This is a genomic window from Metapseudomonas resinovorans (genome assembly GCF_002003485.1).
Classification (GTDB): domain Bacteria; phylum Pseudomonadota; class Gammaproteobacteria; order Pseudomonadales; family Pseudomonadaceae; genus Metapseudomonas; species Metapseudomonas resinovorans_D.
In genome coordinates, this window is sequence record NZ_BDMA01000020.1 from 208,277 (window position 1) to 231,668 (window position 23,392).

Here is a 23,392-nt window from a genome sequence, read left to right on the forward strand (position 1 = left end):
ATATGTCCAGAGACCCAACCTGGTGACGCCCCCGATAAATGGACTCTGGCACCAGTTAGCTATCTGACGGCCGTGGCGTACCTAAATCGGAATGTCTTCCATGCAGTCATATCGGCAGCAATCGGCCAGAAGCGGTCATCGAGTACCTAGACAAATTTAGGACGATTCCGACCGCCACAAGCCTGTGGTGGCAAAAGCGAAGTAGGTATCGGAGGCGCGGATCACAGCATGGCATCAGCACATCAGCACATCAGCACATCAGCAGAATCAGCTGAAATTCCGCTGATGCAACTCGATTAAGGGCTAACAATGACCTTGATGTCCGAGCCCGAGATGCTCTTGATGTACGAGTAGCTCGTTCCCAAGACGGCAAGCTGCTCGTTCGACACCTTCTTCGCTGATATCGCGGGTTGCACGATCACAAATTTGAAGATCAGCTCGTGGTCGTGGCATTTGTTGCGCAGTATCTCCAGCTGCTGAGGCGTGCCTTTCAGGATTCTGTCGAAGTTCTTGAGCAGTGATTGCTGGTAGCGATCCATCAGGCGGTTGAAGAACTTATCGCCGGTGTACAGCCATTTCACCGATCTCGACGCCTGACCGCATACCTCATAGACGTCTGCGACGCGCGCCCCGGGCGCGGCCACGCCATCCGTCACTGGGCAGAATTTGCAGTGGTAGAGATCAACGTAGATAACGTCCTTGCTTTCCCGGATTGCCACTAGGTCAGCGATTTCGCCTTTGCCGTCATCGTTGAAGACGATCGAGTAGTCGTCAGCGATCTTGGCAAAGGTGAAGCCTTGTACAGAATCCTCACGTCGCTCCGCACGCATGGACTCTTGATGGATTTTCGTCGTTCCCCAATTCCAGGGTTCGAGCAAACCGGCAGGCAGTTTTACATCCATGCTGTTGAGCGAGTACTGACGGTAGTTGCCCTGCACCATGGAACCGTCGACCTTGAGCAATACAAGCGGCTCTCCATCCAGGTAGGAGTCCAGTGGTATTTCGTGGGGGTAAAGAATCTTCACACCTGGGCAGGAGGTCTTGTATCCGTCTTCTAACAGCTTGATGGCAATGGAAGTGAGGCGACGCTCCTCACCATCGTTACCCGCGACCAAGACGGGGATATCCAACGTCCGCGCGCCACTGTACTCGGGCTTACCAAGCTCGACGTCGAGAAGGTTGAAAGTCTCTCCCTGAAAATACAGCGAGATCCTTTGCTCGTTTTCGATCGCGATCGACTCAGGCCAGTCGGCGTAAAACAGGCCTTCTGGCCAACTGCCCTTGATTTGGTCAACACGCATGACATTTTTGAGTACGTCAGCAGGGTTAATGGTGTTGTCGTTGAGTTTGACCGACATGCGCTTGCACCACTCGACCCAGTAGTTGATCGGAGAGGAGTTCATCTCCCAGATCTTGCCTTTGTGCGAGCAGCCCACAGTAGTTCGTTCTCCATCCTCAAAGCCGGTGGCGAAGATGTTGGATTTTGTCGCGTTGCCCTTCTCGATGTCGCTGATCACTTGATTGATATCGCGCCCCACGTGCATCGTGAACCGCAGGTCTTTCCGGGCGCGTGATAGGCCAACGTTCTGCAGCTTCATCAGTTTGATGTCGTGGAGCGTACGGAAGGTCGGCTCACCATTGATGCGACGGGGGGCTCTGGCCACCAGGTTGAGAAAGCGAGTTGCCTGTGTGTCGTCACCTGAGGTGTGAACGAAGAGGGTTTTCTGCGCCTTGTTATAGAAAGCGATGTACAGATTCCAGTTGGTATCGATGATCTCTTCGGTCTGAGCCCACCCAACCAGCGTCTCTCGCCGGGTTACAGCTATGACTGTATCGGCCTGATCGTTGATCGAGATGTACTGCAGTGTTTCTCTGCGCCCATCCAGCCCCTGCGCACGCTGTGGTGTCCAGTCTTTGGGAGAGACGTGATATGCCACGGCGCTAATTTTGGGGTTCGGGTTCAGTCCAAAAATCACCTGGGCATCGTCACCGTCGGCAAACTGCTCGTTGAAGTCCGCCTTCTCAATTTCCCGGCTGACTTTTTGCTCGCTCACGTCGCGAATGACTGCACCCCAGTCAGCACTCTCCTTGTAGAGGGCTGCCATTTGGTGGTCGGTCTTCTGGTTAGCGATGTTGGCAACAAACTTGGCATCACCAAGAGCCGCATCTACCCTCGTCAGTCGACCAATGAACTGGAGCGTCACAGCAGGGCTTTGGTGTTGATCATGAATGGCGGCGATTTTAAGCTCGGGCAGATCGAAGCCTTCGCCAAGCATGTCGACACAGACTATGATCCGGTGCCTTTTCTTGACGATCTCCGCCATCACCCTGGCCTGGTTCGGCACCTTGCTGTGGATCAGAACTGGCGTCAGGTCGGGGTGCTGCTTGTAAATCTCAAACAAGTCTGCCGCCCGCTTGTGCGACTTGGCCCGCACCATCATCAAATGGTTGTAGCCTGCCTTGAGGTCAGCCCGGAGCAGCTCAACGGCCTTGTCTGCGATGGCCTGGTCGGACAGCTTGAGGTTGTATTCTCGTACCGGATGGAACTCAATACCTTTGAAATAGCCATCAAGTTGCGCATCCCGGAGCGGGTAGTTGTAGATGATCTTGCCAGCCAGAGCCAGACCATCCTCCCTGAATGGCGTCGCTGTGAACTGAATGCAAGGTTTGCCCCTGAAGGCTGTTTTGATTCGGTTCCAACTGGCTGCCACGACATGGTGAGCCTCATCGATCATCAAGTGGCTGCACATGTTCACCAGCGCCCCCAAGGCAGCGTCCTCGAACAGCAGCAGGGCCTGGGGAGTGGCCACAATGATGTTGGCAGTAGCCAATTCAGCAACCTGCGCCTCAGACAGCTTCGAATCGATGGCCGCAACAATGGGATTGCGCGCCGTGTCCGATACTGCCCCCACGGTACGAAGCGTCCTCATCTCAGCGCACTTGTTCACTAATTGAGCTCTGAGGGCGTCCGACGGTACAAGGATCAGTGTCCGACTCATTCTCGCCGCGATGATCAGCGCGAGCATTGTGTCGGTTTTCCCTGTGCCGGTGGGCATGACCACGGTGGCCGTAGCTGTGGGGTCGACCACCAGATGACCAAGGGTCGCGTAAAGCGCGGCGAGTTGCGGCTTTCGCAGGCCTGGCGCCTTAGTTGTAGGATCGTCCAGATTGAAATTGAAGAGGTGGTTTTGCCAGCTCTGGTACACATCCGAATGCGTTATGACTACGTCGTCCATGGCGATTACCTGCGGGCAGAAAGGGCTTCTTGGAAAAAGTGGCAAAATGGTAGCACGACCTCTATTGCGTGCATGGCCTTAGCGGTTTAGTCATAAGGGCAAGGCCGGTCGAGCCTCGGCGCAGGGTTGCCGAATTGTCGTGGCCGCTTCTGGCCGGTAGCTGTCTGTCGTGAGAGGTGACCATTGTTTTACTGTGCCTGGTCCGTTAGCAGACACGTCTTGATCGACTAATCACGCAAAATATCCCGGTCCAGATCCACCCTTTGCTGGACCTGCAATTTGATCGGGGTATGCTCTATTCCCGAGCGATGGCCTGATGTCATCAGGCCATAATTTCATCGTCAAAAGGAAAGCGATCTTGCGTAGGCTTCTTCTGCTCTGTAATTCTGTGTTTTTAAGCGCCTGCTCTGGCTTGTCGCCGTATTCTTCAGTCACACCCGTCGATCAAGCTCTCAAAGCATGCGGGCTTGGTTATTCAGCAGAAGCGAGCGCAGTGTTCAGGGGCGCTTTCCAATATGCAGAAGCGGACAATTCCAAAGGCATCGATTTCAGTGCAAAAATGCAGGATTCTTTGAACACTCAGGTTTCCGCAATCCTATCGACGAAGGAAGTAGCCGGGCGAATGGAGTCAAAAGACCTTGCTGCTGTCATCTTGAGTACCCAGGCCTGCGTTATCAAACTCGCAGACGCGTACAGACCAAAATCACGCTCTGACGTTGTCAACGCCTGCATTGAGGATCTGCAGAAGCGAGTCTCCGGTGCAGGCTCCTCGCAGTCCACAGACAGTATCAGAAACTGGAACGTTGATAGCGAAAGCAAGACGGGCGACGTTGAGCGGTTGAAAGTAAGTGCGGTCGTTCATAGCTTCGCTAATAACAATAATCCCGTTAGCTTTTACTGCCTGGCCCGAAATGGCTCTTACGAAGATATCGAGATAATCAAAGAGAATTAACATTCGTTCAATGTTGACTGGCAAGCGAGAGCTCCAAACTGTCATATTTGGAGCTTAATCGCGAAACGGCGAGCCAAGCAAATCAAGCGAAAGATTTCGCCGCTACCTTCGAGATCGATAAGGTCTTTCTTGGGAAGTCAAAAACGTAGCTTCGAACTCCTGCTGAGATCACTTTGTATCGTTGACGGTCGAAATCAATATGCAGCGTAAGCTGTGCCAGATAACCGTATTTCTTAGAAAGGCGATCTTCCAATCCTGTGAGATAAACGACCTCATTATCGAAGCCCAACCAGGCCTCGAACGCTACATTTTTGATCTCGGTTTCACCGTCCGTCAGACTAATTAAATGGGTGCGCTGGTGTCCGGCCATGTGTCCAGCAGGCTTTAGTAAACTCATCCATTCATTTGCATTCGACATGACCGGCCGTTTACATCGGAGTTGACCGGCACACGGGGTCGCCTCGACCGGCAGCTTTTGGCCGATTCTGTTGAAAAAGTAGCTGCCGCCCGAAGCCGCCGGCAAAATCGCACGCTCAGCGAGCGTGGGGGCAGGCAGCATGATGGGACGGTTACCGGGAGGACAGGCGCGCCTGTTCTACGCGTTCAATCTGGAAGAGCACGTCCCGCCGCAACACCTCCTGCGCAGCATCGACCAGTGCCTGGATCTCAGCGATCTGCGCACCCACTTGGCCGACTTCTACAGCCCCATCGGGCGCCCCTCGATTGATCCGGAGCTGATGGTGCGCATGCTGGTCGTCGGCTACTGCTATGGCATCCGTTCCGAGCGGCGGTTGTGCGAGGAGGTGCACCTGAACCTGGCCTATCGCTGGTTCTGCCGGCTGGGACTGGAAGACGAAGTGCCCAATCACTCGACCTTCTCGAAGAATCGCCACGGCCGTTTCCGGGACAGCGGCCTGTTCCGCTGGTTGTTCAATGAAGTGCTGCGTCGCTGCATGACGGCCGGCCTGGTGAAGGGCGAAGGCTTCGCCGTCGACGCCAGCATCATCAAGGCGGATGCCAGCCGGCAACGTGGGGTGGCGGGCGATGAAGTCGACTGGCGCGATCCGGCGCTCAGCAGCCGCGCCGTGCGCGAGTACCTCGAAGCCCTTGATGAGGAAGCGCTGGCCGAAGCCCTGCCCAAGAAAATTTCACTCACCGATCCGCAGTCCCGGTGGACCGCCGCGCCAGGTGGTCCGGCCTTCTTTGCCTACGCTACCAACTACCTGATCGACACCGAGCACGGCGTGATCCTGGATGTGGAAGCCACGCCGGCGCATCGGACCGCCGAAGTCGAGTCGACCAAAACGATGGTCGAGCGCGTCGAAGCGCAGTTCGACCTCACCCCAGAGCGCCTCATCGGCGATACCGCCTATGGCACGGCCCCGATGCTGGCCTGGATGGTCGAGGAGAAGGACATCGAGCCGCATGTTCCGGTGTGGGACAAGACCGAGCGCAAGGACGACAGCCTCTCCAGCAGCGACTTCCACTGGAGTCAGGACGCCAATGAATACCGCTGCCCAGCCGGCAAACCGCTACGCAGTGAATGGCGCGCCTTCACCCAGAAAAGATCGCGGGTGACCAAGGCCAACACCATCATCTACCGCTCCAGCCAAGCCGACTGCACCACCTGCCCGCTGAAAGCCAAGTGCTGCCCCAACACGCCGAACCGCAAGATCGTTCGCAGCATCCATGAGGCTGCTCGCGACGTAGCGCGACGCATCGCCAAGACACCGGAGTACCTCGTCTCTCGCTGCGAGCGAAAGAAGGTGGAGATGCTGTTCGCCCACCTCAAACGGATCATGAAACTCGACCGTTTACGGCTGCGTGGCCTGACCGGTGCCACTGACGAGTTCACCTTGGCTGCGACGGTGCAAAACCTGCGACGCATGGCCAAGCTTTTGCCTCAAGGGCCACCGCTTACGGGATAGGTACGCCTGCTGCGAGCAGAAACCCTCGAATTAACCCGCAAACCTGAGCCCGGTGGCTCAGTGAAACGCCGAAAGGCAACTTGGAGTGGCTTGCAGCCACTTCGAAAGCTGGCGCACCTGGCCGGCTGGCTGCCGCAGAACCGCCTTTTTCAACAGAATCGGCCGTTTTCTGCCGTTCGCAAGCGACAGATACCAGCTAAACGCCACCATAGAGCACCTATCAAACTAAGCGTGTTTAGAGTTGACTAGCCTCAAATTCCTCAAGCAAGAACAGAGCAGTAACTCCGGCAAGATTCACACAGAAGCCCGCCTCGCTTACTGTTGGGAGGGTGCTATTTGAGGTCGAACCGTGCGCGTCACCAAGCCTATTTCTCATTTCTCCTATGCCCCAGATAATGGAATTTAGCCCTTCGATAGTTTTCTCAATGGGCTGTCCCTTGACAACAATTCCAAGGGCGTCGATCGCTCTGCTAAATAGTTCCCTATTACTCTCAGTTGGTTTTCCTCCACGCTCCTCAATAATCCATTTGAGCGTTGTTTCAAGAAGGCTTCTTGCCGCCGTAATCGCTCCGCTTGGGTCTGTCACGCGGCGATGAAGAGCTTTTTCCCACTTATCACGTATGTTGTGACTGGGAATTCGAGTTAATAGGTCGCTCAAAGCCTCGTCAGCGGGCGTTGGCTGACCGGAAAGCTCATTTAAATGGCACTCACCTTCAAATGTAAGCCCACCATCAACCAGAATAAGGTTGTAAGACAAATTGCCGAGCACATAGTCCATTTGCGGGATTATTCTGGATATATACCCTTGCCTATGAGCATAAACAACTGTTTTCGCAATGGCTTGGAATTTGTCCAGATCTCCATCCGCATTTTTTTGGGGATCGAATGATTTCGCGCCAGATTTAACCTTTCGCAAAACTTCATGCAGCAGCAAACTCATCGTCATCGCCTCTGTGTCTCTCTATTATTTTTTCAGCCATAGCCCGGTGGCATTATTAATTTTTGTGGAAAGCTTTTGCTGTATCCCTCCCTTACGATGCTCGTCGATTTGAGTAGGGATAACAGTGCTTTTTTTCTTGTACGTACGTTGATTGACTACTTTCGGTCGGTTTGTGCTAGTCGAGATCGGCTGAGACTGGTCGATAGCTGATTCTCGCAGAGATCTGATTTCGGTCATATCAATCCCCCGCATAAGGCTTATAAACTCTCGCTCTTCTTGTAAATCTGCTTAGACGTTTATAACTTTGCAGAGAGCAAGCTTGCTTCGTTAGCTGTAATTTTAATTTGCAAGCGAAACCCCATAAATCGACCTAACTTTATGCTCATATTGCTGGCAGCTAGATAGCGCCAATAATCGTTGGACATGGGGATCATAGAGCCCGCCATCGGGGCTTAGTATTTTTAATGCACTGGTCGAATTTGGACCTATAGTTTGTCCAATGTGACTAATGAGATATTTAGCTTGATCAGCCAGGCGATTCAATTTTGCAGCATCTCGGTCATTATACAAAACCATGCGATCTGCCGACTTTATGATCTCCCTGAAAGCGGTAAATTGATGCTGAGATTTCTGGAATGTCTCCAGAAATTGATAGTCTATAGGAGTGAAAGTTATTTGATCCAAAGCATCACTCCATGGATAGTTGACAGTTCCTTGAGTTTGATGCTGTGCCGGAATCAACTCTCGCCACCTCGAACCACTATCGGTGACGAGTACCGAACCTGTGACTTGTGCCAAGAAAAGTGCCATTTCATAATTTGGCCCCATTCTGAATTGGAAAAACTGACCACCTTCACCAAGAGGCATGCTTTGCAGCATAGTTAGTGGCGACGCCTCAGCATGGCGTTCTAATTCGGAGATTGCCTCTACTGCCGTTTCCTCAGTCAACCCAAACTGATGTATTAATGCTTGTATTTTTGCAGCACTAGGCATCATTGCCATAGCGTTCAACAAATCCTCAGTGGCCAACCTATAGTGCAATCCCAGGTCTTTCTCGCAGAACATTTCTTTAGTGCGAAACCTAGATCGATCTCTAGCCATTTCCATCATACCCTTCATTAGGGCGAGGTCGAACTCAGCTGGGTCTGGAATAAGGTTTACTAGGCCGCGCCCAATAAATGGCTCTATCTCAAGCATAAAGAGAAAATCCTTTAATGCCTGATACTTGTATTTTTCTGGTGATTTAGTTGGGCTGAATTCTGGCTTAATGTTGTTTGGATTGACTATTGGTGATTCTATTAGGAATTCGTCAAACACAGACGCCATGGGTAAGGCGTTCTCACTAATAGTACGAACATCTAATGGCCCTGTGTAAAGCCCTCGAAACCTCCCATCAGGCTTAGGTAGTAATGAATAAATATCGGTATCACGAGGCCACAAAATGGAATAAAAGCCATAAATACTTGATATCTGGCGTTCGGAAAGTTCGCGCCTGACATCCACCCAGGTTTTGCCGCTATCGAGTCCAAGAACATCGCGAATGCAGTTGCAGAACGCTAAATTTCGCTCTCGAACACTTGCCACCTTCCAAGTGGTTCGAAGTCCATTGGGAATGTCTCGACAGCAATTCTTATACTTTTTGCCGCTGCCACAACCGCAAAGATCGTTGCGACCAATTTTTGCTTCATCTATGCTCTTGTTTAGGTATTCGCTCTGAGGTTTTGTTCGACCAAACGCATCCTGATAGTGAACGGAACCGTCATCAAATTTTGCATACATTTCCCCGCCAAACCTGTGAAGCCCATTGATTGGTGGCAGGAGAACTTTTCGTATATCGGCCCAGTCACAATCTAAGTCGATTTCAGGGTAAAGCCACTCTTCTTTGCCAGCAGCTAACGATGATTGGGCTCTGCTTTTGATGACGTGATTGACTTTGGCAACTTCGCCTGCTGTTAGCTTGCGAGAATTAATAAACTCAATGGTGTTGACCATGCTGTGACGAACACGGACAGCATTGGTTCTTTGCTCAAGTGGATTGACATTTTCAGGGTCTCGAGCATATTCAAGATTGGTTAGAATCAAACAGCGATTTTTGTCTAGGGGAAATATTGTCTGCGAACCCTTCAGTGAAATGTCAGGATCATTAGGGGGCTCGCATAGCTCTGTTCCAGGAGGGCACGCGTAATTATAAATCGTGACAGGATGGTCGGAAATTATAAATTTTACTTCGGAATCTTCAGCGGAGACTAGCTCTCTTACGCCTTCAGCCCACAAAATGCAATGCATTGTACGCAGTGATTGCATCTCCATCATCAACTGTGGCTGGCTTAGCTTTGGATACTTGCTCTTAATCCAATCCAAGCCTTTTGGGGTTCTTAGCTTTTGGGCGTCTATATATGTAAATAAATTCTGAAAGTTGTAATGCCATTGCGATTGGTCATCAGTTAGAAATGCTCGCACAGCTTTTGAGCCGTTGTCGTCAATCGGGCCGAAAAGCTTCTGCTCAATATCATCATTAACTTCTTCCCCCAAGAATGTCGAGTAGAGGTCGATCTTATAGAACTGTTGAGCCGGCGCATGCCATCTCTTGGAGTAAATTGTCTTGGCTTCACCGTTCTTTAGATATATATCTCGGCGCGTTAGATAGCAGAGTTGGCTGTCTCGCTCATGCATGAAACCTTTCTGATACCATTGAGCTACAAAATGATTGTCCCTAGTCTTGCTCATTTCCTTGGCCGTCAATAATTATATGGCTTTATTGATTGGGTTATAGCGTCTAAGAGTTCTAGGTTAGAAGTTGCAAGGTTAGCTCCTGGTCAAAAACAACCCTATGGTGCGGGACTTACCGGCCAGAAGAGGTCATCGCGCGAGCCCATTGCCCGGACACTACCACTGACGTCCACGCCGAGCGAGCCAACAGCGCCGACCGCCGCTTGGTAACTACGTAGTTAGAGTCCGCTTTGGGTTGAAAGCAGTCAGTTTTGCACCGCTATTTCGCAGGGATTATGCCTTCAATTGAGTAACGCTAGAGATAGAATGCACACTCCCCGCGACCTCCAATCTGAGCAAATCAGCTTGACCCTATTAGACGCAACGCTGGCCGTTTTCCTCGCGGCTCGCATTCACGGAACGAACAGCGCCATTAAGGCCACCGCCAAGCGCTGCGCCAAGCATCTGCCGCGCAGCAAGCGCGACTTGATATTCGCCATCGTCGACAGCGCCGAACCGCTCAAACTAGTCAACTACCTGGCAGAGCACCTGGACTAGCCAGGCCCGGGACCTCATCAGCCTCCAGACTCGGCGAAAACGGCCGCAATTGCCCGGGAAACAAGCCGGTGCTGTCCACATAGCGCAGTGCCGACTTGGCATCGCGCCAACCGACATAGCCCATCAGGGCCTTCTGGTCCCAACCGTTGCGCGTCGCCCATGTGGCGAAGCCGCGACGCAAGGAGTGGCTGCTATATATCTCGGCGGGCAACCCGGCACCTTGCAGCACCGCGCGCAACATCGGAATCACGCTGTGCGGGTGCAACCCCTGTCCACTCAAGTGGCCCCAGCGATCGATGCCACGAAATACCGGTCCGCGGGTGATGCCGGCGACGCTGATCCAGTCGCTGTAGGCCTGCACTGGGCAGAGCCGAGCCAGCGCTGGCGCCGGGTAGCTCTGCCCCTGGTTGTCGCGGTCACTCTTGCTCCAGGGCAGAAACAGCTGCATGCCCTCCTCCGGCCGCACCTGGACGTGCTCGACCCGCAGGCGGCACAGTTCGTCGCTGCGAAAGGCGCGCCAGAAACCGATCAGCAGCAGGGCGCGGTCGCGCCAGCAGCGCAACAGCCGCGGCAAGTCGCCCTCCGCCCGCGCCTTCTCCCCTTCCCGCTCCAACCAGACGACGCACTGCTCCAGCTCACGTAGCTGCAGCGGCTCGGCCTGCTTTTCCGGCTTCGGGTGCAGGGTACGGATGCCTTTCAGCACCTGGCGTACCAGGGAGCCCTTGGTCGGATCGGGGAAGCCCTGGCTGATATGCCACTGCGCGAGTGCGGCCAGACGCAGCTTCAGCGTGCTACTCGCCAGGGTGCCGGCGTAGTCGACCAGGTAGCGCACGATGGCGTCGCTGGTGGCCGGCAGGAAGCCGCCCCAGCTCACCTCGAAGTGCTCGATCGCCTGCTGGTAGCTGCGCCGGGTGTTGGCCCGCGTGCCCGCCTGCAGGTAGCGCTCCACCGCCTCACTCATCGCGCCTCCCCGTCCCGGCATAGCGCCTCAAGACCGGATTTGGGTCGTATTGCTGTCTCACATGGGATAACTCCGCATTATCCCATGTTAGTTCGTCAGCCCAATTGAAAGACGACAGGCGCCATTGCAGGTGTACTTCCATACTCCGTACCACAACACGAAATCGTCAGGAGGCCTTACCATGGCACGCGGTGGCGTGAACAAAGCGGTGGTCAAAATCGCCCGGGACGCCCTGCTCGCCCGCGGCATCCACCCCAGCATCGATGCGGTGCGGATTGAGCTCGGCAACACCGGGTCGAAATCCACCATCCTGCGTTGTCTGCATGAATTGGCGGCCCAGGATCCCCAGCATCCGGCACCGACCGTGGAGGAAGAGTTGCTGAGACGGATTGGCCCGGTCGCGGATCGACTGCGCGAGGACGCGCAGGCAGCGGTCGCCGCCGAACGCGAGCTACTGACGCGCCAACAGTTGGAGTACCGCACAGAACGTCAGTGCAGCCAGGAGCGGATCGAGGAACTGCAGCGCAGCCAATCCGAGTTGAGCGCCCAGTTGCAGCAACACCTGCAGATCGAATTGAGCCTGCAGGAGCAACTACGCGCCAGCGAGGTGGAGAGCAGTCGCCGGCTGGAAGCCGAGCACGGCTGGCAGCGGCTGTCGGAAGCGCAGGCGCAGCAACTGCAGTCCCTCGAAGAAAAACACCAACACGCCCGCCAGGCGCTGGAGCACTATCGACAGACGCAGAAAGAACACCGCGAGCAGGAACTGCGACAGCACGATGAGGCCATGCAGCAGTTGCGTCGGGAGCACCGTGCCCTGCAAAACAGCCTGATCAGTAAACAGGATGAACTGACCGTCCTCAATCGCGACAATGAGCGGCTATTGAGCGAAGCACGCATTCAGTTGCAGCAACACCGTCGGCAAATCAGTGACCTGCATCATCAATACCAGGAAGCCTCGGCGGCGCTGAAGACCGAACAAACCTACCTGCGTAGTGCCTTGAATACGCTGCAGACGGAGAACGCCACGCTACAGGAGCGGCTCAGACAACGCCTGATTGAGGTTCGCCAATACCGACGCCAACTACGGAATCAAGAGAGACTCTTGCAGCAGCAATCTCTCTCTCCAACCACCAATCCCCTTTCCTAGCCGAACACCGACAAATGAGGCGGGGTAAATAGCCTGGTTTCAATCCAGCAAACCCAATCGTCGTACGACTCGACGATCATGATCATCCAGTCTGAGCTCCGAGAACACAGCTGGCCACGCAATCTCGAGAGTGGTGCTATTTCTCTTCTCTATATCTCGCCGCCACCGCATCCGAATCTTAGCCGGTATCACAAACTTCTTGTCGGAATAAACCAAGGCATTAGCAACATCCGGATAATCAAACAGCAGCGATACTAATAAATAACTGTCGTCTTCCCGACTCTCTATCCAGCCGCGCTCCGTCAGGCTGTCCAGTACTTCGAAGCGGTCAGACATATCGCGATCGAACTCTTCGATGCGAGTTGGCCAATTACGCAATGCCCCCTCACTTAACAGATTGCATGCCTGCAGTTCATCCACAGCATAAAGCAATTGGTCTCTCACCCAATGGAGCGACGGCTGCATACACGCCACACAAAAGAATGAGTAGAAATTCTTTTGCAGCCAAAGTCGGTAAGCATCAAAGTACAGATCCCGACTACGCATCAGGATCATTAACTCCCCCATCCGCTCCAAACTGGGACAACTGCAAAGACGATCCGCTCTCGAGTGAGAGAAAAAGGGTAGCTTACCGTAATTGAATCGCAGTGCCGCGGCGCAGGTATCCCAGAACGGTGGGCCAGCATTGATATCGCTCAGAGAAAGCCATAGCGGCGCGCTTAACAGTGCCTGCAAATGCGGAAATATTTTGACCAGGCGTTTGCGCAGCGACTCATTGGGTAACGCACCGCGGAACCACGCCTCACATCGGTGGCCCCACTCTTCCGCTTCCACAAACCCTAGCTGGACTAGACCAGTAGCCAGCGCTTGCCCATGGTGATGCACCCGCGCGGCGTGCGCCAAGGTATGCGCAAACGACATAGCTCGAAGCTGGCGGACAAAACGGTTGAACTCGTTCGCATCGGGATCTTTAGCCCCCATGGTGAATCTCCCTCTTCCCTGCTGAACAGGTTTGGGACTCTGGGACCATTCTAATCCATTGATAAAACTACTGATGCCTATTTATCGCAAGCGTTTTTGATTGGTTGACTTCGGCAAAATTGGCTGTTTAGAGCCTCTGACGAGCCACTCTCTGTCTGCTGAACAGGTTTGGGACTCCGGAACCGTTCTAAACGATTGAAAAATTTACTTATTACCTTTTGTCGCAAGCGTTTTGGGTTGGGCTGACTTGCATCTCAAACGGCGTAGGCTGATGCATACACACCGCCCTACATCCGATTCCCTATAGCCGTGGCCTTGGTAACGGCAGGAGGTTCTTTATGCCTTCGATACCCCCAGCTCGCAAATTAACGAAAGGGCATTATGGAAGGTATCTCGTTTGTTTCCCCTCGCGTAAGAATGCGTGTCAAGTCATCTGCGAAAGCTTACTAGAGGCCGATTATTGCCTTCATCTCGAGTATGCAGAGGAAGTCGTGGCTTACTTTGCCCAACCAGAGACAATGTCGTTCTTGGTCGATGGAAAAACCGTAACCTACACTCCCGACTTCTTAGTCGAAACAGCTGACCGCACCTACTACACAGAAGTAAAACCAGACTGGTCAAAGCTTCACCCCGCATATCAGAGAAAGCTATCAGCCGCCAAGGATGAACTCAATAAAAGACAAGTAATCCTTCACATTGCAGACTGCAATAGCATCAACCAAGGAGCAACAATCCAAAACCTAAAATTGCTCTATTTCAACTCCTTCAATGCCAACAAAGAAGAACTCAATCAATGCATGTCAACATTATGTTTCGCGTCATTTCCGCTAACCATCCAAGAATTCCTGAAGAAATACAGCGCAAGCCCCAGGGCCGTCTATAGATGCATATTCGACAAGCATCTGAAGACCGATCTGCTTCATAAAATAACCCCGCTTAGCATACTGGAAGGTGCAACGTGAACACGATTAAGCAGCCAGCGATCGGCGCCCACTACCAGATGGACAACAAGATCTATGAAGTAACCACCGTCGGAACCGTAATAGGGCTATGCAGCCTGGAAACTGGCGCCCGCACATTCCTAGACAAGCGAGAATTCACTGAGCTTCATATCAGAAAGGCAATAACACTTTACCAAAATGCGCCAATCGCTCTTTCATTAGACGCACGATGGGCGCTAACTATCGAAGAAGAAAGGGATGCCCTCTCGTGCCGACACAATTGCCAAATAGACCTTGCGGGATACAACCGCAAATACTCGGCGAGCAAATATAAGAGCAAAGGAAAACAAAATAATAACCGACACCCAAGCACCAGCATCGAGATTAACTTGCAAGAGATTGATTTAATTATCGTCGACAACAACGGCAACGTCATTGAGAAGCCAATGCTAGTCACCGTAATCAATCAAAACATCGGCATGTGCATTGGCTTCGCAATACTGGAGGGTGTATGAACATAATTAAGCAGCCATCTATCGGCGCCCACTATAAGATGAACAACAAGACCTATGAAGTGACCACTGTTGGAACCGTAATAGGGTTATGCTGCTTGGAAACAGGCGCCCGCAGATTCCTGGAGAAAAAAGAATTCGCTGAACTTCAAATCAGAAATACTATAACCCTTTTCCAGAATGCCCCCATCGATCTATCTGACGCGGTGCATTTGACATCAGCGACTGAAGAAGAAAAAAAAATCTATTTCCGCCGACACATCTACGTGACCACCTGCTTAAAGGAATTTTCCGGCGCGCTTCCTCGCGACCGAATCAATGCGCTGATTGCCGAAATTGCAAAAGAAATACAAGATGAAGACCCACCCTCCTATTCAACAGTCCATTATTGGACAAGGCGTTATAAGAAAAACAATAGTAACCCGCTAGCTTTGCTGAACCATTATCCGGAATCGCGAAAACCTCGAATATCCGAACACAATGACGAATTGATATCAACCTACCTTATTGAGGAATACCTCACCAAAGAGCGCCCCACCCTTAAGCATGTCTACAAACTCCTAATCGGCCAAATAGCAGCAGAAAACCAACAGAGACTGGAGCGCGGTCAAAGTAAATATATACCACCATCCTACAGCACCTTCCGGCGACGCTTATACAAAATTGACGCTTACCAAATAGATCTTGCGAGACACGACTCTAAGTATGCAGCGAAGAAACATAAATCCCAGGATAAGAAATGTGCTCCTGATGATTTGTACGCTAACGTCGAGATCGATTCGCAAGAAATGGACGTAATGGTGGTCGACGACGAAGGTGTAGCCATCGGCAGGCCAACACTAGTTGCATTCGTCAATGAGAAGAGCCGAAAGTGCGTTGGCTGGGATATTTCACTTGGTGCGCCTACGGTAGAGAAAGTTGTACGAGCATTGAAAATGGCCATTCTCGGCTTGCCCAATGACCCGCTTTCCGGGGGGAAGCATCACAAAGGTACTCTGGACAATGGCCCGGAGAATATAGCCCACTGGCTGAAAGATATTGCGCAACTACTTGGCATTGAACTTTCTTATACTCCACCCGGAGAGCCGAATCGGCGTGCCTATGTCGAGCGCTTTTTTGGTACAGTCAATAGTGGGTTTTCACACTGGCTCCCCGGAACGGTTAAAAGTTCCGTTCAGGAACGCGGTAGTTATCCTTCAGGAGCCCGTGCCTGCCTGACACTCGAGCAACTCAAACAGCTTTTCTCGGAATGGTTGAACATCTATCACAACACCTATCATATGGGGCTACAAGGCAGCCCAAACGAGACATGGGAATGTCTACAAAAATCATCCCTTCCCCCTGAACGCTACTCCGCGGAAGACCTCAATGCGCTATGTCTGAGTGTCGAGCATCGTAGGCTTAGCAAAGGCCGCGTGACACTGAACTCACTAACCTGGACAGGCCCATCCATCTCGTTGATTGCGAGCCAACTGGGAAAAAACAAGAAAGCAATTGTCTATTTTGACCCTTGCAATCTTGCAGCCGTTTGGATTGCCCATCCGGACACTCCCAAAGAGTGGCATCCAGCGCACGCGACTTGGCCGGACTATCAAGACGACCTGACGCTAAGTGAGCACTTGCAGATCCGTAACTCAATCCGCGAAAAACATCAGCGCTTTGACCATATCCACGCCTGCACTCTACTGCGCGAACTTCAACAGAAAGTAAAGGTTATCGCCACCAACAAACGAATTCCTACCAAGGGCGAAAAGCGCCATAACTCGAAGACACGTACGCACTCAGCACCAACCATGGCGAATGTCACGGGATCAAATTTCAAAACTCGCAAGCTGGGATCCTGATCCGGCCGGACCTGAGGTAATCAACATGACCCCTGAGAATGAAATCAGAATGCGAGCCTTCAATGCCTTTACGGTAATCCATCCTGAATTCCAATTGGCAATCGATACCATTAACAAGTCACTGGACATGACCCGAATCTGCGGGGAATCCGTATCGCCCATGCTACTTGGGAAGTCCGGCACAGGCAAAACAAGGGTATGCCAAACAATAATAGATCAAATGGGGAGACCCAAAATAATCAGGGAAAATTCTGGAATCATTAAGACCGTCCCGGTTCTTTATTGTAAAGTCCCGGAAGATGCAACCATAAAGAAGCTTACATGCGCCATGCTCAGAAAATTGGGCGAGGATCGATTTGAAAAGAATCAGGACGTTCTGGAACATCGTCTATGCGCACTTCTCCGCATACTGAAAACAGAAATAGTAATACTTGACGAATGGCAGCACTTAATTGAACGCGGCGCAGAGCGCACCAGGCAATCCGTTTGTGACTGGGTAAAAGTATTTAGCGAAGACCACTTTCATGGTGCAGTACTACTTTCCGGCATACCAAACTCAGAACTCGTTGTCGATCAGCACGATCAGCTGCCTCGGCGATATCCCTATCGGGCCTACCTCTCCGATTTCTCTCTTCATTCTCAATCTGGCCTGGACGATTTTGTTCACCTAGCTGGTGCGTTCTCGAGCGAAATTGAAGACAACATGGGTTTTACAAGCCCCATATCTTTGACCGATGAAAATATCCTTCTTGCTTTGTTTTCATATAGCGGTGGCAATATTGATGCTCTACACACGCTACTCAAAGAAGCTCTTCGACTGGCGCTAGAGCGAGATGACAAAAGCCTTTCAAAAGACGACCTCCTGCTCGCGGCCGGAAGTCTAATCACAAGGCTACGGCTCACAAAAAAGAATCCATTTAGCATGACGCCCAGCCAATTGCGACACCTCATTTACCGGTGAAGCCATGAAGCAACAACGCTATGTGCCACTTGCTCACAAGAACGAGAGTCCATTCAGCCTAGTATTGCGCTTTGCCTGGAATAACGGCTTCAAAAACATAGCCCTATACCACCGAGTTCTATCAATTAGATATATACAGTTCAGAACAGAGCTCATCAAAGGCTCGAAAAGCCACAACTCATTGCTTGCACAAAAACTTTATACAGCGAAGGAATTAAAAGACCTGTCCGAGTGCTTTTTTAAGTTGAGTTATCACAACCAATCTCGACGCGTACGCATTCTCGAAACGGACTTGCCATTAGACATTCTCAGACGAAACATCGCGCTATGCCCTTCCTGTGCCAAAAATGGACATTTGGAACGAATGCATTGTTTCATTTGGTCAACCACGTGCCCAATTCACAATCAACGCTATATCGAAAAATGCCCAAACTGTCACCAGGCCTTACATTGGACGAAGCTAGATACCGACTTTTTTTGCCCGTGCGGCTTTGATTTAAAACTTAGCCCGTCAGAATTTGACGATGGTTGCCATAGTAGAACAATCTCGAACCACTTAGATTCTTCTAATAATGATTATTTTAAGAACCTTTTAGCCTGCCTACACGCGACACATTGCTTTGACGCGTTCGATACCAAGATAAGAGACATTGAAGACTGCATTGAAATTGCGAATGGTCTCAAACAAACCTTCTTCACTGTCGTAGCACGAAATCAAGCTGAGTTCCCATGCTTGCATCGACGAGCAATACTTGCCCCCTGGATGATTACTCATTCTAAACTATTGAGAAACTTTGCCTTTGAATACTATCACAACACATCCCAAAGGAAGCCTGAATCTTTAGTCAAAAACTGCAATTGCTCCAAGCTTTCATTCACCGCCGATGAATTCACTTATCTATTCAACTCCTCCCGCCCACCCGAAATTCTCAGAAAAATCGGAAAAATCAGTCAAGCAACCAATCACCACGTACGGCGACGCCTTTCTCAATGCAAGGATCTTTGTCTTGAACTTATTAATCTTCCGCATATTGAATGGGAGAAACACACACAAACTGCAAAACCAGTCGACACTTTCAAGCTGCTCAATCTAGCTCAAGCAGCTGCATACCTAAACATCTCTACAAACGCTATTTCAGCACTCTGCAAAGTCAAGATAATCAAGTCAGTTCGACTAAATAGGGCTTCTCCATTCCTTATCACAGAATCTTCTCTTAACGACTTCAACAGGGACTTCATACTCTGCCCAGAAATCTACAACCGACTTAAACTCCCACGCAGCATCACAAGAACTATATTGCTTCGATTAGGCCTGGCACCAATTGCATTCAAAAGCCTGCGTCTTACTGTATACACTCGGACCATTGAACTTGAGGATCTACTCAATCTCCTGGGGAAAAATATAGCCCCATTACCAATCTTGCCTCCAAATGGAGCCACTAGCTTTTCCGCCGCTGCGCGCCGCCTCCGTCTGGCAGGGCCCGACACTGAATACTTACTGAATTCGAAACTTTTTCCCTCTTCACAAACTTATGACGACAAAAACTCATTGAACAATAGCAGGTGCCCCAACACGCTCCTCACAGAAGCGATCAAATGGCGAGACGATCACCTCACGATAGCAGAAGCAGCTAGGTTTATCGGTTGCTCTTCCGCCATGCTTGTACAAAGATTTATAGTTCCAGGATTTATACCTTCAGTAAAGCTTGCTCAAACCACACTCATAAATAAACACAGCGCAACCCTTGCGCAGAATAATTTCTCGAAGTACACCACTATTAACGCCGCGCACAAAGAATTCGGGTGCAGCATAGCACTTATAAAACTACTTATAAGAAGAGGAGAGCTACGTCTTCTCCCTCATTCGAATCTAAACCACATAGAAAATATAGAGCTATTTTCCAAGGATCGACTATCAAAACTACTAGAACAGAGAGGATGAGGCAATCTACACATCCATTATCAGCACCCTACCCGTCCTTATAAGGGCTTTTAACGAATATTGAATATTTCCGAGCGACCTAATTCATTGCACCACGAATATTTTCTAATCTTGTCTGATCGAAAGCCTTCTTCTCTTAGCATTTCTCACACCTAATCCAACTCTTGCAGATGGATATTCAATCTTCTGGGCTACGGCCACTTTTTCGCCCCCCCATCGAGACGCCTCGCATTGTTGAGTAGGACGAGAACGATCGAGTTCCGCAAATGCGTACCAATCGCGATAGTTCCATTGCCCAACTGATCCACATCAACTAAGCACGCATCAAACAGGCCATAGCCAGTTGGTCGATGGAATGCCTTGAGTTCCTCCAAGTTTCCAATAGTTACCGAAACGACAGACCAAAAATTCGATTCTTAGTGGAATTTCGACTTGACACGTGACTGAGCCAGCCGCCGCGCTACTGGCTTTTCGTTCCAAAGCTAAATGGAAAGTCAAGAAAATGCCCGCCATGAAGGCGGGCCAAGGGGAGCATGGTGTCGAAAACGGGTTGCGTGGAGCGGGGCTCAGGCCACCAGTCGATAGGGAGTGCCTTCGCGACGGGCCAGTTCCAGCTGCCAGATCGCCTGGTTGGCGCCGGCCGCGTCACGGGAGGTGAAGGGGCCGGAACGCATCACACCGTCCACTACCACGAACCAGCAAGCCATATGGCCAGCAACCCTGAGGGTTTCCGGAACCGCCGTACCGACCAGGGACATGACATCAACGTGGGACATGGCCTCACCTCCATTCGCTTTGCATGTTGCAAAGACTATGGCGAGGGCTCGACCAATAGAAATCAGTTGCTTCAATAGTGGCTATCCACAAGAGCAATTGGTCGTCGAACTGGACAGCACCGAAATGGGGCGTCTAGATTGGTGGCTCATAGCCATTAGCCGTGGATGGCGCTCCCCCTGACAGGAAGTCAAGCGATGCTCTCCCCCACCTGCAGTGCCTTCGCTCGCCCCCTGCCTCTTTTTCGCCCACTCGATACGAGGCGTCTGCCATGAACAGCTCGATCAAACGCTTCTTCAACGACCTCAGCGTCCGCCAGAAGCTGCTCACCGGATTCGGCCTGGTACTCGCCATCACTCTGCTCGTGGCCTGGACCAGCTGGCGTGCACTGGAAGGTGCGCTACACCGCTTCGACATCCTGCTGCGGGTCAATGACATCGACACCAAGCTCTATCAGGTCCGCCAGCACGAGAAGGACTTCATCATCCGCAGCGATGAACAAGCCATCGGCAACGCGCTGCAAATCATCGGAGAGATCCAGGGCATCGCCGACAGCACCCTCAAGGTGATGACCATTCCCAAGACCATCGACCTGATGAAGCAGATCCAGACCGATCTCGGCCAGTACCAGCAGAACCTTACGGGACTGGCGGAAATGGAGAAGAACAAGCGCAGTGCCCAGCAAAATATGGAGCAGGCGGCCCGTGAGGCGCTCAAGCAGTTCGATGAACTGGAGCAGCACCTGACCCAGGAAGCCCTCCAGCAAATCCGTCAGAGCGGCGATGAAAACGGCATCCGTGCCTTGGAAAGCGCGACCCATGCGTCCGGCATGGCCAAGGACGTGCTCACCGCACGGCGCCACGAGAAAGACTTCGTCATGCGCGGCGACGGCCAATACGCCGACAAGCTCAACGCCTTGTTCGACGCCCTCGACAGCCGAGCCAACGAACTGGCCACACGCATCAGCGAACCCTCCGCCCGCGAGGACCTGGATTCAGCGCGCAAGCAGATCGCACGCTACCGCAGTGAATTCGCCAACCTGCGCCAGAGCATCCAGCGCCACGCCGATTCCGAGTCCACCCTCACGACGCGCGCCAAGGGCATTTCCGGCTCCTCCACCGACGCGCTCAACATTCAGATGCAGTTGCTGGAAGCCGACGCACGCCACGCCAAGACCATCCTGGTCACGGCGGCCGCCATCGGTTTCGTGGTCGGATTGCTGTCCGCCCTGATCATCGCCCAGTTGATCGTGGTTCCCCTTCGCCAGGCCGTACAACAGGCCCGCAAGGTGGCCGCCGGCGACCTGACCTCGGACATCCGCAGCGATCGCAAGGATGAACTCGGTCAATTGATGCAGGCCATGCAGGACATGACCGAGAGCCTGCGCAGCCTGCTCAAGCGTCTAGGCAGCGGAATCGAACAGTTGGCCACAGCGGCAGAGGAGATGTCCGCCGTCACCGAACAGACCAGTGCCGGTGTGACCCAGCAGAAGATGGAAACCGAGCAGGTGGCCACCGCCATGAACCAGATGGTCGCCACCGTTCAGGACGTCGCCCGCAATGCCGAATCCGCCGCCGACTCCGCCAGCCATGCCGATCGCCAGGCGCAGCACGGAACCGCGGTCGTGCAGCAGGCCATCGAGCGTATCGAACACCTCGCCCAGGCCATCGAGCAGTCGGCCGGGGCCATCGAGCGACTCAAGCACGACAGCACTAACATCGGCACCGTACTCGACGTGATCAAGAGCATCGCCGAGCAGACCAACCTGCTTGCCCTCAATGCCGCCATCGAAGCCGCGCGAGCAGGGGATGCCGGTCGTGGCTTCGCCGTCGTCGCCGACGAAGTACGCGCCCTCGCCCGCCGAACCCAGGAATCCACCACGCAGATCGAGCAACTGGTCAGCACCTTGCAGGACGGTGCCCAGGGCGCGGTGGACATGATGGGCCGCAGCCGCACCCAGGCCGGCCACACGGTGGATGCTGCCAAGGAAGCCGGAACTGCGCTGGAGGCCATCAACAACTCGGTCTCCAACATCCAGCAGCTCAACCAGCAGATCGCCACCGCCGCCGAGCAGCAGAGCGCCGTGGCCGAAGAGATCAACCGCAGCGTCACCAGCATCCGTGACGTGGCCGAGCAGTCCGCGGCGGCCACCGAGGAAACCTCAGCAGCCAGCATCGACCTCGCTCGCCTCGGCGGTGAGTTGCAGACCGAGGTCAACCGCTTCCGTCTGGCCTGAATGCCAAAGCCCCTTGCCCGCTCGCGCGGACAGGGGGCAACCAGAGACAACCCGGTGCCGTCAGGAAGGCGGCCCGGTGGACCAGAACCAGCGATACATCTTCAGCCAGCCCCACCACGCCGCATCACGACCTGCGGCGCGCGTCCCATCACACCCTGTGCAGCCTGGGCTACCGGGCGGTGGTATCGCGGGTGGCGGACTGGCCCCGCCCTTGCGGGTTTTCCTCATCATCCTTGAGCGCCCTTGGCAATCCGTTGGTTGCGGACTACCATAATCACGTTTCGCACACTATGCAAACACGATAAGTGAGCCAAGTACGCTTCATTCCGTCATTAAGATTCGCGGCATGAACACGCTTGGATCGCGCATTGCGCACTACAGAAAGCTGAAAGGACTCTCTCAGCAGGCCCTGGCCAACGAGTGCGGCTGGGAATCACAATCCCGTATCGGCAACTACGAGCGGGATACCCGCGAGCCCTCGTTCGAAGACCTCAAGCGCATTGCCAAGGCGTTGGAGGTCACGCTCAACGACCTGCTCAATCCCGTTATGCAGATCGCCGAATCCAAAGAGGGCCGTTATGGCCCGGAACAAACACTGAGCCCGCGCTCCCGCCAGGTGCTCGACCGTCTCAACCGTGCCGCCAGCGAAGGCCGCCTGGTCGAACAGGACCTGGTACTGCTGGAACAGATCGCCCGACGCCTGGAAAAGCCGGCCGATTGATCGATCCTTTTCGCCGGCTACCTGTCTCAAGGACATGGGGAATCCGATC

General features: G+C 52.8%; 18 protein-coding genes. 11 read left to right on the forward strand and 7 right to left on the reverse strand.

Features of this window, described 5'->3' with window-relative positions:
- Positions 1 to 296: 296 nt before the first annotated feature.
- Positions 297 to 3,236: a DEAD/DEAH box helicase gene (locus MnOB_RS06845; protein WP_077523337.1), complete on the reverse strand. Its 2,940-nt coding sequence runs from the start codon at positions 3,234 to 3,236 to the stop codon at positions 297 to 299.
- Between the two features lie 358 nt (positions 3,237 to 3,594).
- On the opposite strand from MnOB_RS06845, the gene MnOB_RS06850 reads away from it, so the two are divergent.
- The gene (locus MnOB_RS06850; protein ID WP_158713772.1) at positions 3,595 to 4,188 is read left to right on the forward strand and encodes a hypothetical protein; all 594 of its coding nucleotides are present in this window, start codon (positions 3,595 to 3,597) and stop codon (positions 4,186 to 4,188) included.
- An 82-nt stretch (positions 4,189 to 4,270) separates the two neighbouring features.
- On the opposite strand, the gene MnOB_RS06855 is transcribed toward MnOB_RS06850, so the two are convergent.
- A complete protein-coding gene (locus MnOB_RS06855) occupies positions 4,271 to 4,747 on the reverse strand; it encodes a hypothetical protein (protein WP_077523341.1) in 477 nt (158 codons plus the stop codon).
- Between MnOB_RS06855 and MnOB_RS06860 the strand changes: the two genes are divergently transcribed.
- The gene (locus MnOB_RS06860) at positions 4,746 to 6,116 is read left to right on the forward strand and encodes a transposase (RefSeq protein ID WP_077523343.1); all 1,371 of its coding nucleotides are present in this window, start codon (positions 4,746 to 4,748) and stop codon (positions 6,114 to 6,116) included. The genes MnOB_RS06855 and MnOB_RS06860 overlap by 2 nt on opposite strands.
- Before the next feature lie 235 nt (positions 6,117 to 6,351).
- On the opposite strand, the gene MnOB_RS06865 is transcribed toward MnOB_RS06860, so the two are convergent.
- Together MnOB_RS06865 and MnOB_RS06870 are read right to left on the reverse strand one after the other, a co-directional pair.
- Complete coding sequence (locus MnOB_RS06865) at positions 6,352 to 7,056, reverse strand: abortive infection family protein (RefSeq protein WP_158713773.1); 705 nt, start codon at positions 7,054 to 7,056, stop codon at positions 6,352 to 6,354.
- 339 nt (positions 7,057 to 7,395) lie between these two features.
- Entirely contained in the window at positions 7,396 to 9,783 is a 2,388-nt protein-coding gene (locus MnOB_RS06870; protein WP_077523347.1) for an SEC-C metal-binding domain-containing protein, read from the reverse strand.
- Between the two features lie 309 nt (positions 9,784 to 10,092).
- Here MnOB_RS06870 and MnOB_RS06875 point away from each other — a divergent pair, with 309 nt between their 5' ends.
- Complete coding sequence (locus tag MnOB_RS06875; protein ID WP_199824490.1) at positions 10,093 to 10,323, forward strand: DUF7740 domain-containing protein; 231 nt, start codon at positions 10,093 to 10,095, stop codon at positions 10,321 to 10,323.
- Here the strand turns inward: MnOB_RS06875 and MnOB_RS06880 are convergent.
- Entirely contained in the window at positions 10,295 to 11,284 is a 990-nt protein-coding gene (locus MnOB_RS06880) for a site-specific integrase (protein ID WP_107504036.1), read from the reverse strand. The two genes, MnOB_RS06875 and MnOB_RS06880, sit on opposite strands and share 29 nt — an antisense overlap.
- A 181-nt stretch (positions 11,285 to 11,465) precedes the next feature.
- Between MnOB_RS06880 and MnOB_RS06885 the strand changes: the two genes are divergently transcribed.
- Complete coding sequence (locus MnOB_RS06885; protein ID WP_077523351.1) at positions 11,466 to 12,431, forward strand: DNA-binding protein; 966 nt, start codon at positions 11,466 to 11,468, stop codon at positions 12,429 to 12,431.
- 39 nt (positions 12,432 to 12,470) lie between these two features.
- On the opposite strand, the gene MnOB_RS06890 is transcribed toward MnOB_RS06885, so the two are convergent.
- A complete protein-coding gene (locus tag MnOB_RS06890) occupies positions 12,471 to 13,412 on the reverse strand; it encodes a hypothetical protein (protein WP_077523353.1) in 942 nt (313 codons plus the stop codon).
- 338 nt (positions 13,413 to 13,750) lie between these two features.
- Here MnOB_RS06890 and MnOB_RS06895 point away from each other — a divergent pair, with 338 nt between their 5' ends.
- From MnOB_RS06895 to MnOB_RS28565, 5 genes are read left to right on the forward strand one after another with little or no spacing between them, the layout of a single operon-like run.
- On the forward strand, positions 13,751 to 14,374 hold the full coding sequence (locus tag MnOB_RS06895; RefSeq protein ID WP_107504037.1) for a TnsA endonuclease N-terminal domain-containing protein: 624 nt from the start codon (positions 13,751 to 13,753) through the stop codon (positions 14,372 to 14,374).
- Positions 14,371 to 14,868, forward strand: a complete 498-nt coding sequence (locus MnOB_RS06900; RefSeq protein WP_077523357.1) for a hypothetical protein — start codon at positions 14,371 to 14,373, stop codon at positions 14,866 to 14,868. Before MnOB_RS06895 ends, MnOB_RS06900 begins: the two co-directional genes overlap by 4 nt.
- Complete coding sequence (locus MnOB_RS06905; RefSeq protein ID WP_077523359.1) at positions 14,865 to 16,709, forward strand: DNA-binding domain-containing protein; 1,845 nt, start codon at positions 14,865 to 14,867, stop codon at positions 16,707 to 16,709. Before MnOB_RS06900 ends, MnOB_RS06905 begins: the two co-directional genes overlap by 4 nt.
- 25 nt (positions 16,710 to 16,734) lie before the next feature.
- Positions 16,735 to 17,670, forward strand: coding sequence for a TniB family NTP-binding protein (locus MnOB_RS06910; protein ID WP_158713775.1), 936 nt, complete (start codon positions 16,735 to 16,737; stop codon positions 17,668 to 17,670).
- 4 nt (positions 17,671 to 17,674) lie between these two features.
- Complete coding sequence (locus tag MnOB_RS28565; RefSeq protein ID WP_107504038.1) at positions 17,675 to 19,612, forward strand: TniQ family protein; 1,938 nt, start codon at positions 17,675 to 17,677, stop codon at positions 19,610 to 19,612.
- A gap of 566 nt (positions 19,613 to 20,178) precedes the next feature.
- Here MnOB_RS28565 and MnOB_RS06915 read toward each other — a convergent pair.
- On the reverse strand, positions 20,179 to 20,388 hold the full coding sequence (locus MnOB_RS06915) for a hypothetical protein (RefSeq protein WP_077523363.1): 210 nt from the start codon (positions 20,386 to 20,388) through the stop codon (positions 20,179 to 20,181).
- A gap of 269 nt (positions 20,389 to 20,657) precedes the next feature.
- Between MnOB_RS06915 and MnOB_RS29780 the strand changes: the two genes are divergently transcribed.
- Positions 20,658 to 22,622 carry a methyl-accepting chemotaxis protein gene (locus MnOB_RS29780; protein ID WP_077523365.1) on the forward strand — a complete coding sequence of 655 codons (1,965 nt, stop codon included), beginning with the start codon at positions 20,658 to 20,660 and terminating at the stop codon, positions 22,620 to 22,622.
- Between the two features lie 346 nt (positions 22,623 to 22,968).
- Positions 22,969 to 23,343 (forward strand): helix-turn-helix domain-containing protein, encoded by a 375-nt coding sequence (locus tag MnOB_RS06925; protein ID WP_077523367.1) that lies wholly within the window; start codon positions 22,969 to 22,971, stop codon positions 23,341 to 23,343.
- Positions 23,344 to 23,392 lie beyond the last annotated feature (49 nt).

Excerpts from the sequence above, each read along its gene's own strand:
- MnOB_RS06845 (WP_077523337.1), bottom strand. The coding sequence starts at position 3,236 with ATGGACGACGTAGTCATAACGCATTCGGATGTGTACCAGAGCTGGCAA.
- MnOB_RS06860 (WP_077523343.1), top strand. The coding sequence starts at position 4,746 with ATGATGGGACGGTTACCGGGAGGACAGGCGCGCCTGTTCTACGCGTTC.
- MnOB_RS06855 (WP_077523341.1), bottom strand. The coding sequence starts at position 4,747 with ATGCTGCCTGCCCCCACGCTCGCTGAGCGTGCGATTTTGCCGGCGGCT.
- MnOB_RS06865 (WP_158713773.1), bottom strand. The coding sequence starts at position 7,056 with ATGAGTTTGCTGCTGCATGAAGTTTTGCGAAAGGTTAAATCTGGCGCG.
- MnOB_RS06870 (WP_077523347.1), bottom strand. The coding sequence starts at position 9,783 with ATGAGCAAGACTAGGGACAATCATTTTGTAGCTCAATGGTATCAGAAA.
- MnOB_RS06875 (WP_199824490.1), top strand. The coding sequence starts at position 10,093 with ATGCACACTCCCCGCGACCTCCAATCTGAGCAAATCAGCTTGACCCTA.
- MnOB_RS06880 (WP_107504036.1), bottom strand. The coding sequence starts at position 11,284 with ATGAGTGAGGCGGTGGAGCGCTACCTGCAGGCGGGCACGCGGGCCAAC.
- MnOB_RS06885 (WP_077523351.1), top strand. The coding sequence starts at position 11,466 with ATGGCACGCGGTGGCGTGAACAAAGCGGTGGTCAAAATCGCCCGGGAC.
- MnOB_RS06890 (WP_077523353.1), bottom strand. The coding sequence starts at position 13,412 with ATGGGGGCTAAAGATCCCGATGCGAACGAGTTCAACCGTTTTGTCCGC.
- MnOB_RS06895 (WP_107504037.1), top strand. The coding sequence starts at position 13,751 with ATGCCTTCGATACCCCCAGCTCGCAAATTAACGAAAGGGCATTATGGA.
- MnOB_RS06905 (WP_077523359.1), top strand. The coding sequence starts at position 14,865 with ATGAACATAATTAAGCAGCCATCTATCGGCGCCCACTATAAGATGAAC.
- MnOB_RS06910 (WP_158713775.1), top strand. The coding sequence starts at position 16,735 with ATGACCCCTGAGAATGAAATCAGAATGCGAGCCTTCAATGCCTTTACG.
- MnOB_RS28565 (WP_107504038.1), top strand. The coding sequence starts at position 17,675 with ATGAAGCAACAACGCTATGTGCCACTTGCTCACAAGAACGAGAGTCCA.
- MnOB_RS06915 (WP_077523363.1), bottom strand. The coding sequence starts at position 20,388 with ATGTCCCACGTTGATGTCATGTCCCTGGTCGGTACGGCGGTTCCGGAA.
- MnOB_RS29780 (WP_077523365.1), top strand. The coding sequence starts at position 20,658 with ATGAACAGCTCGATCAAACGCTTCTTCAACGACCTCAGCGTCCGCCAG.
- MnOB_RS06925 (WP_077523367.1), top strand. The coding sequence starts at position 22,969 with ATGAACACGCTTGGATCGCGCATTGCGCACTACAGAAAGCTGAAAGGA.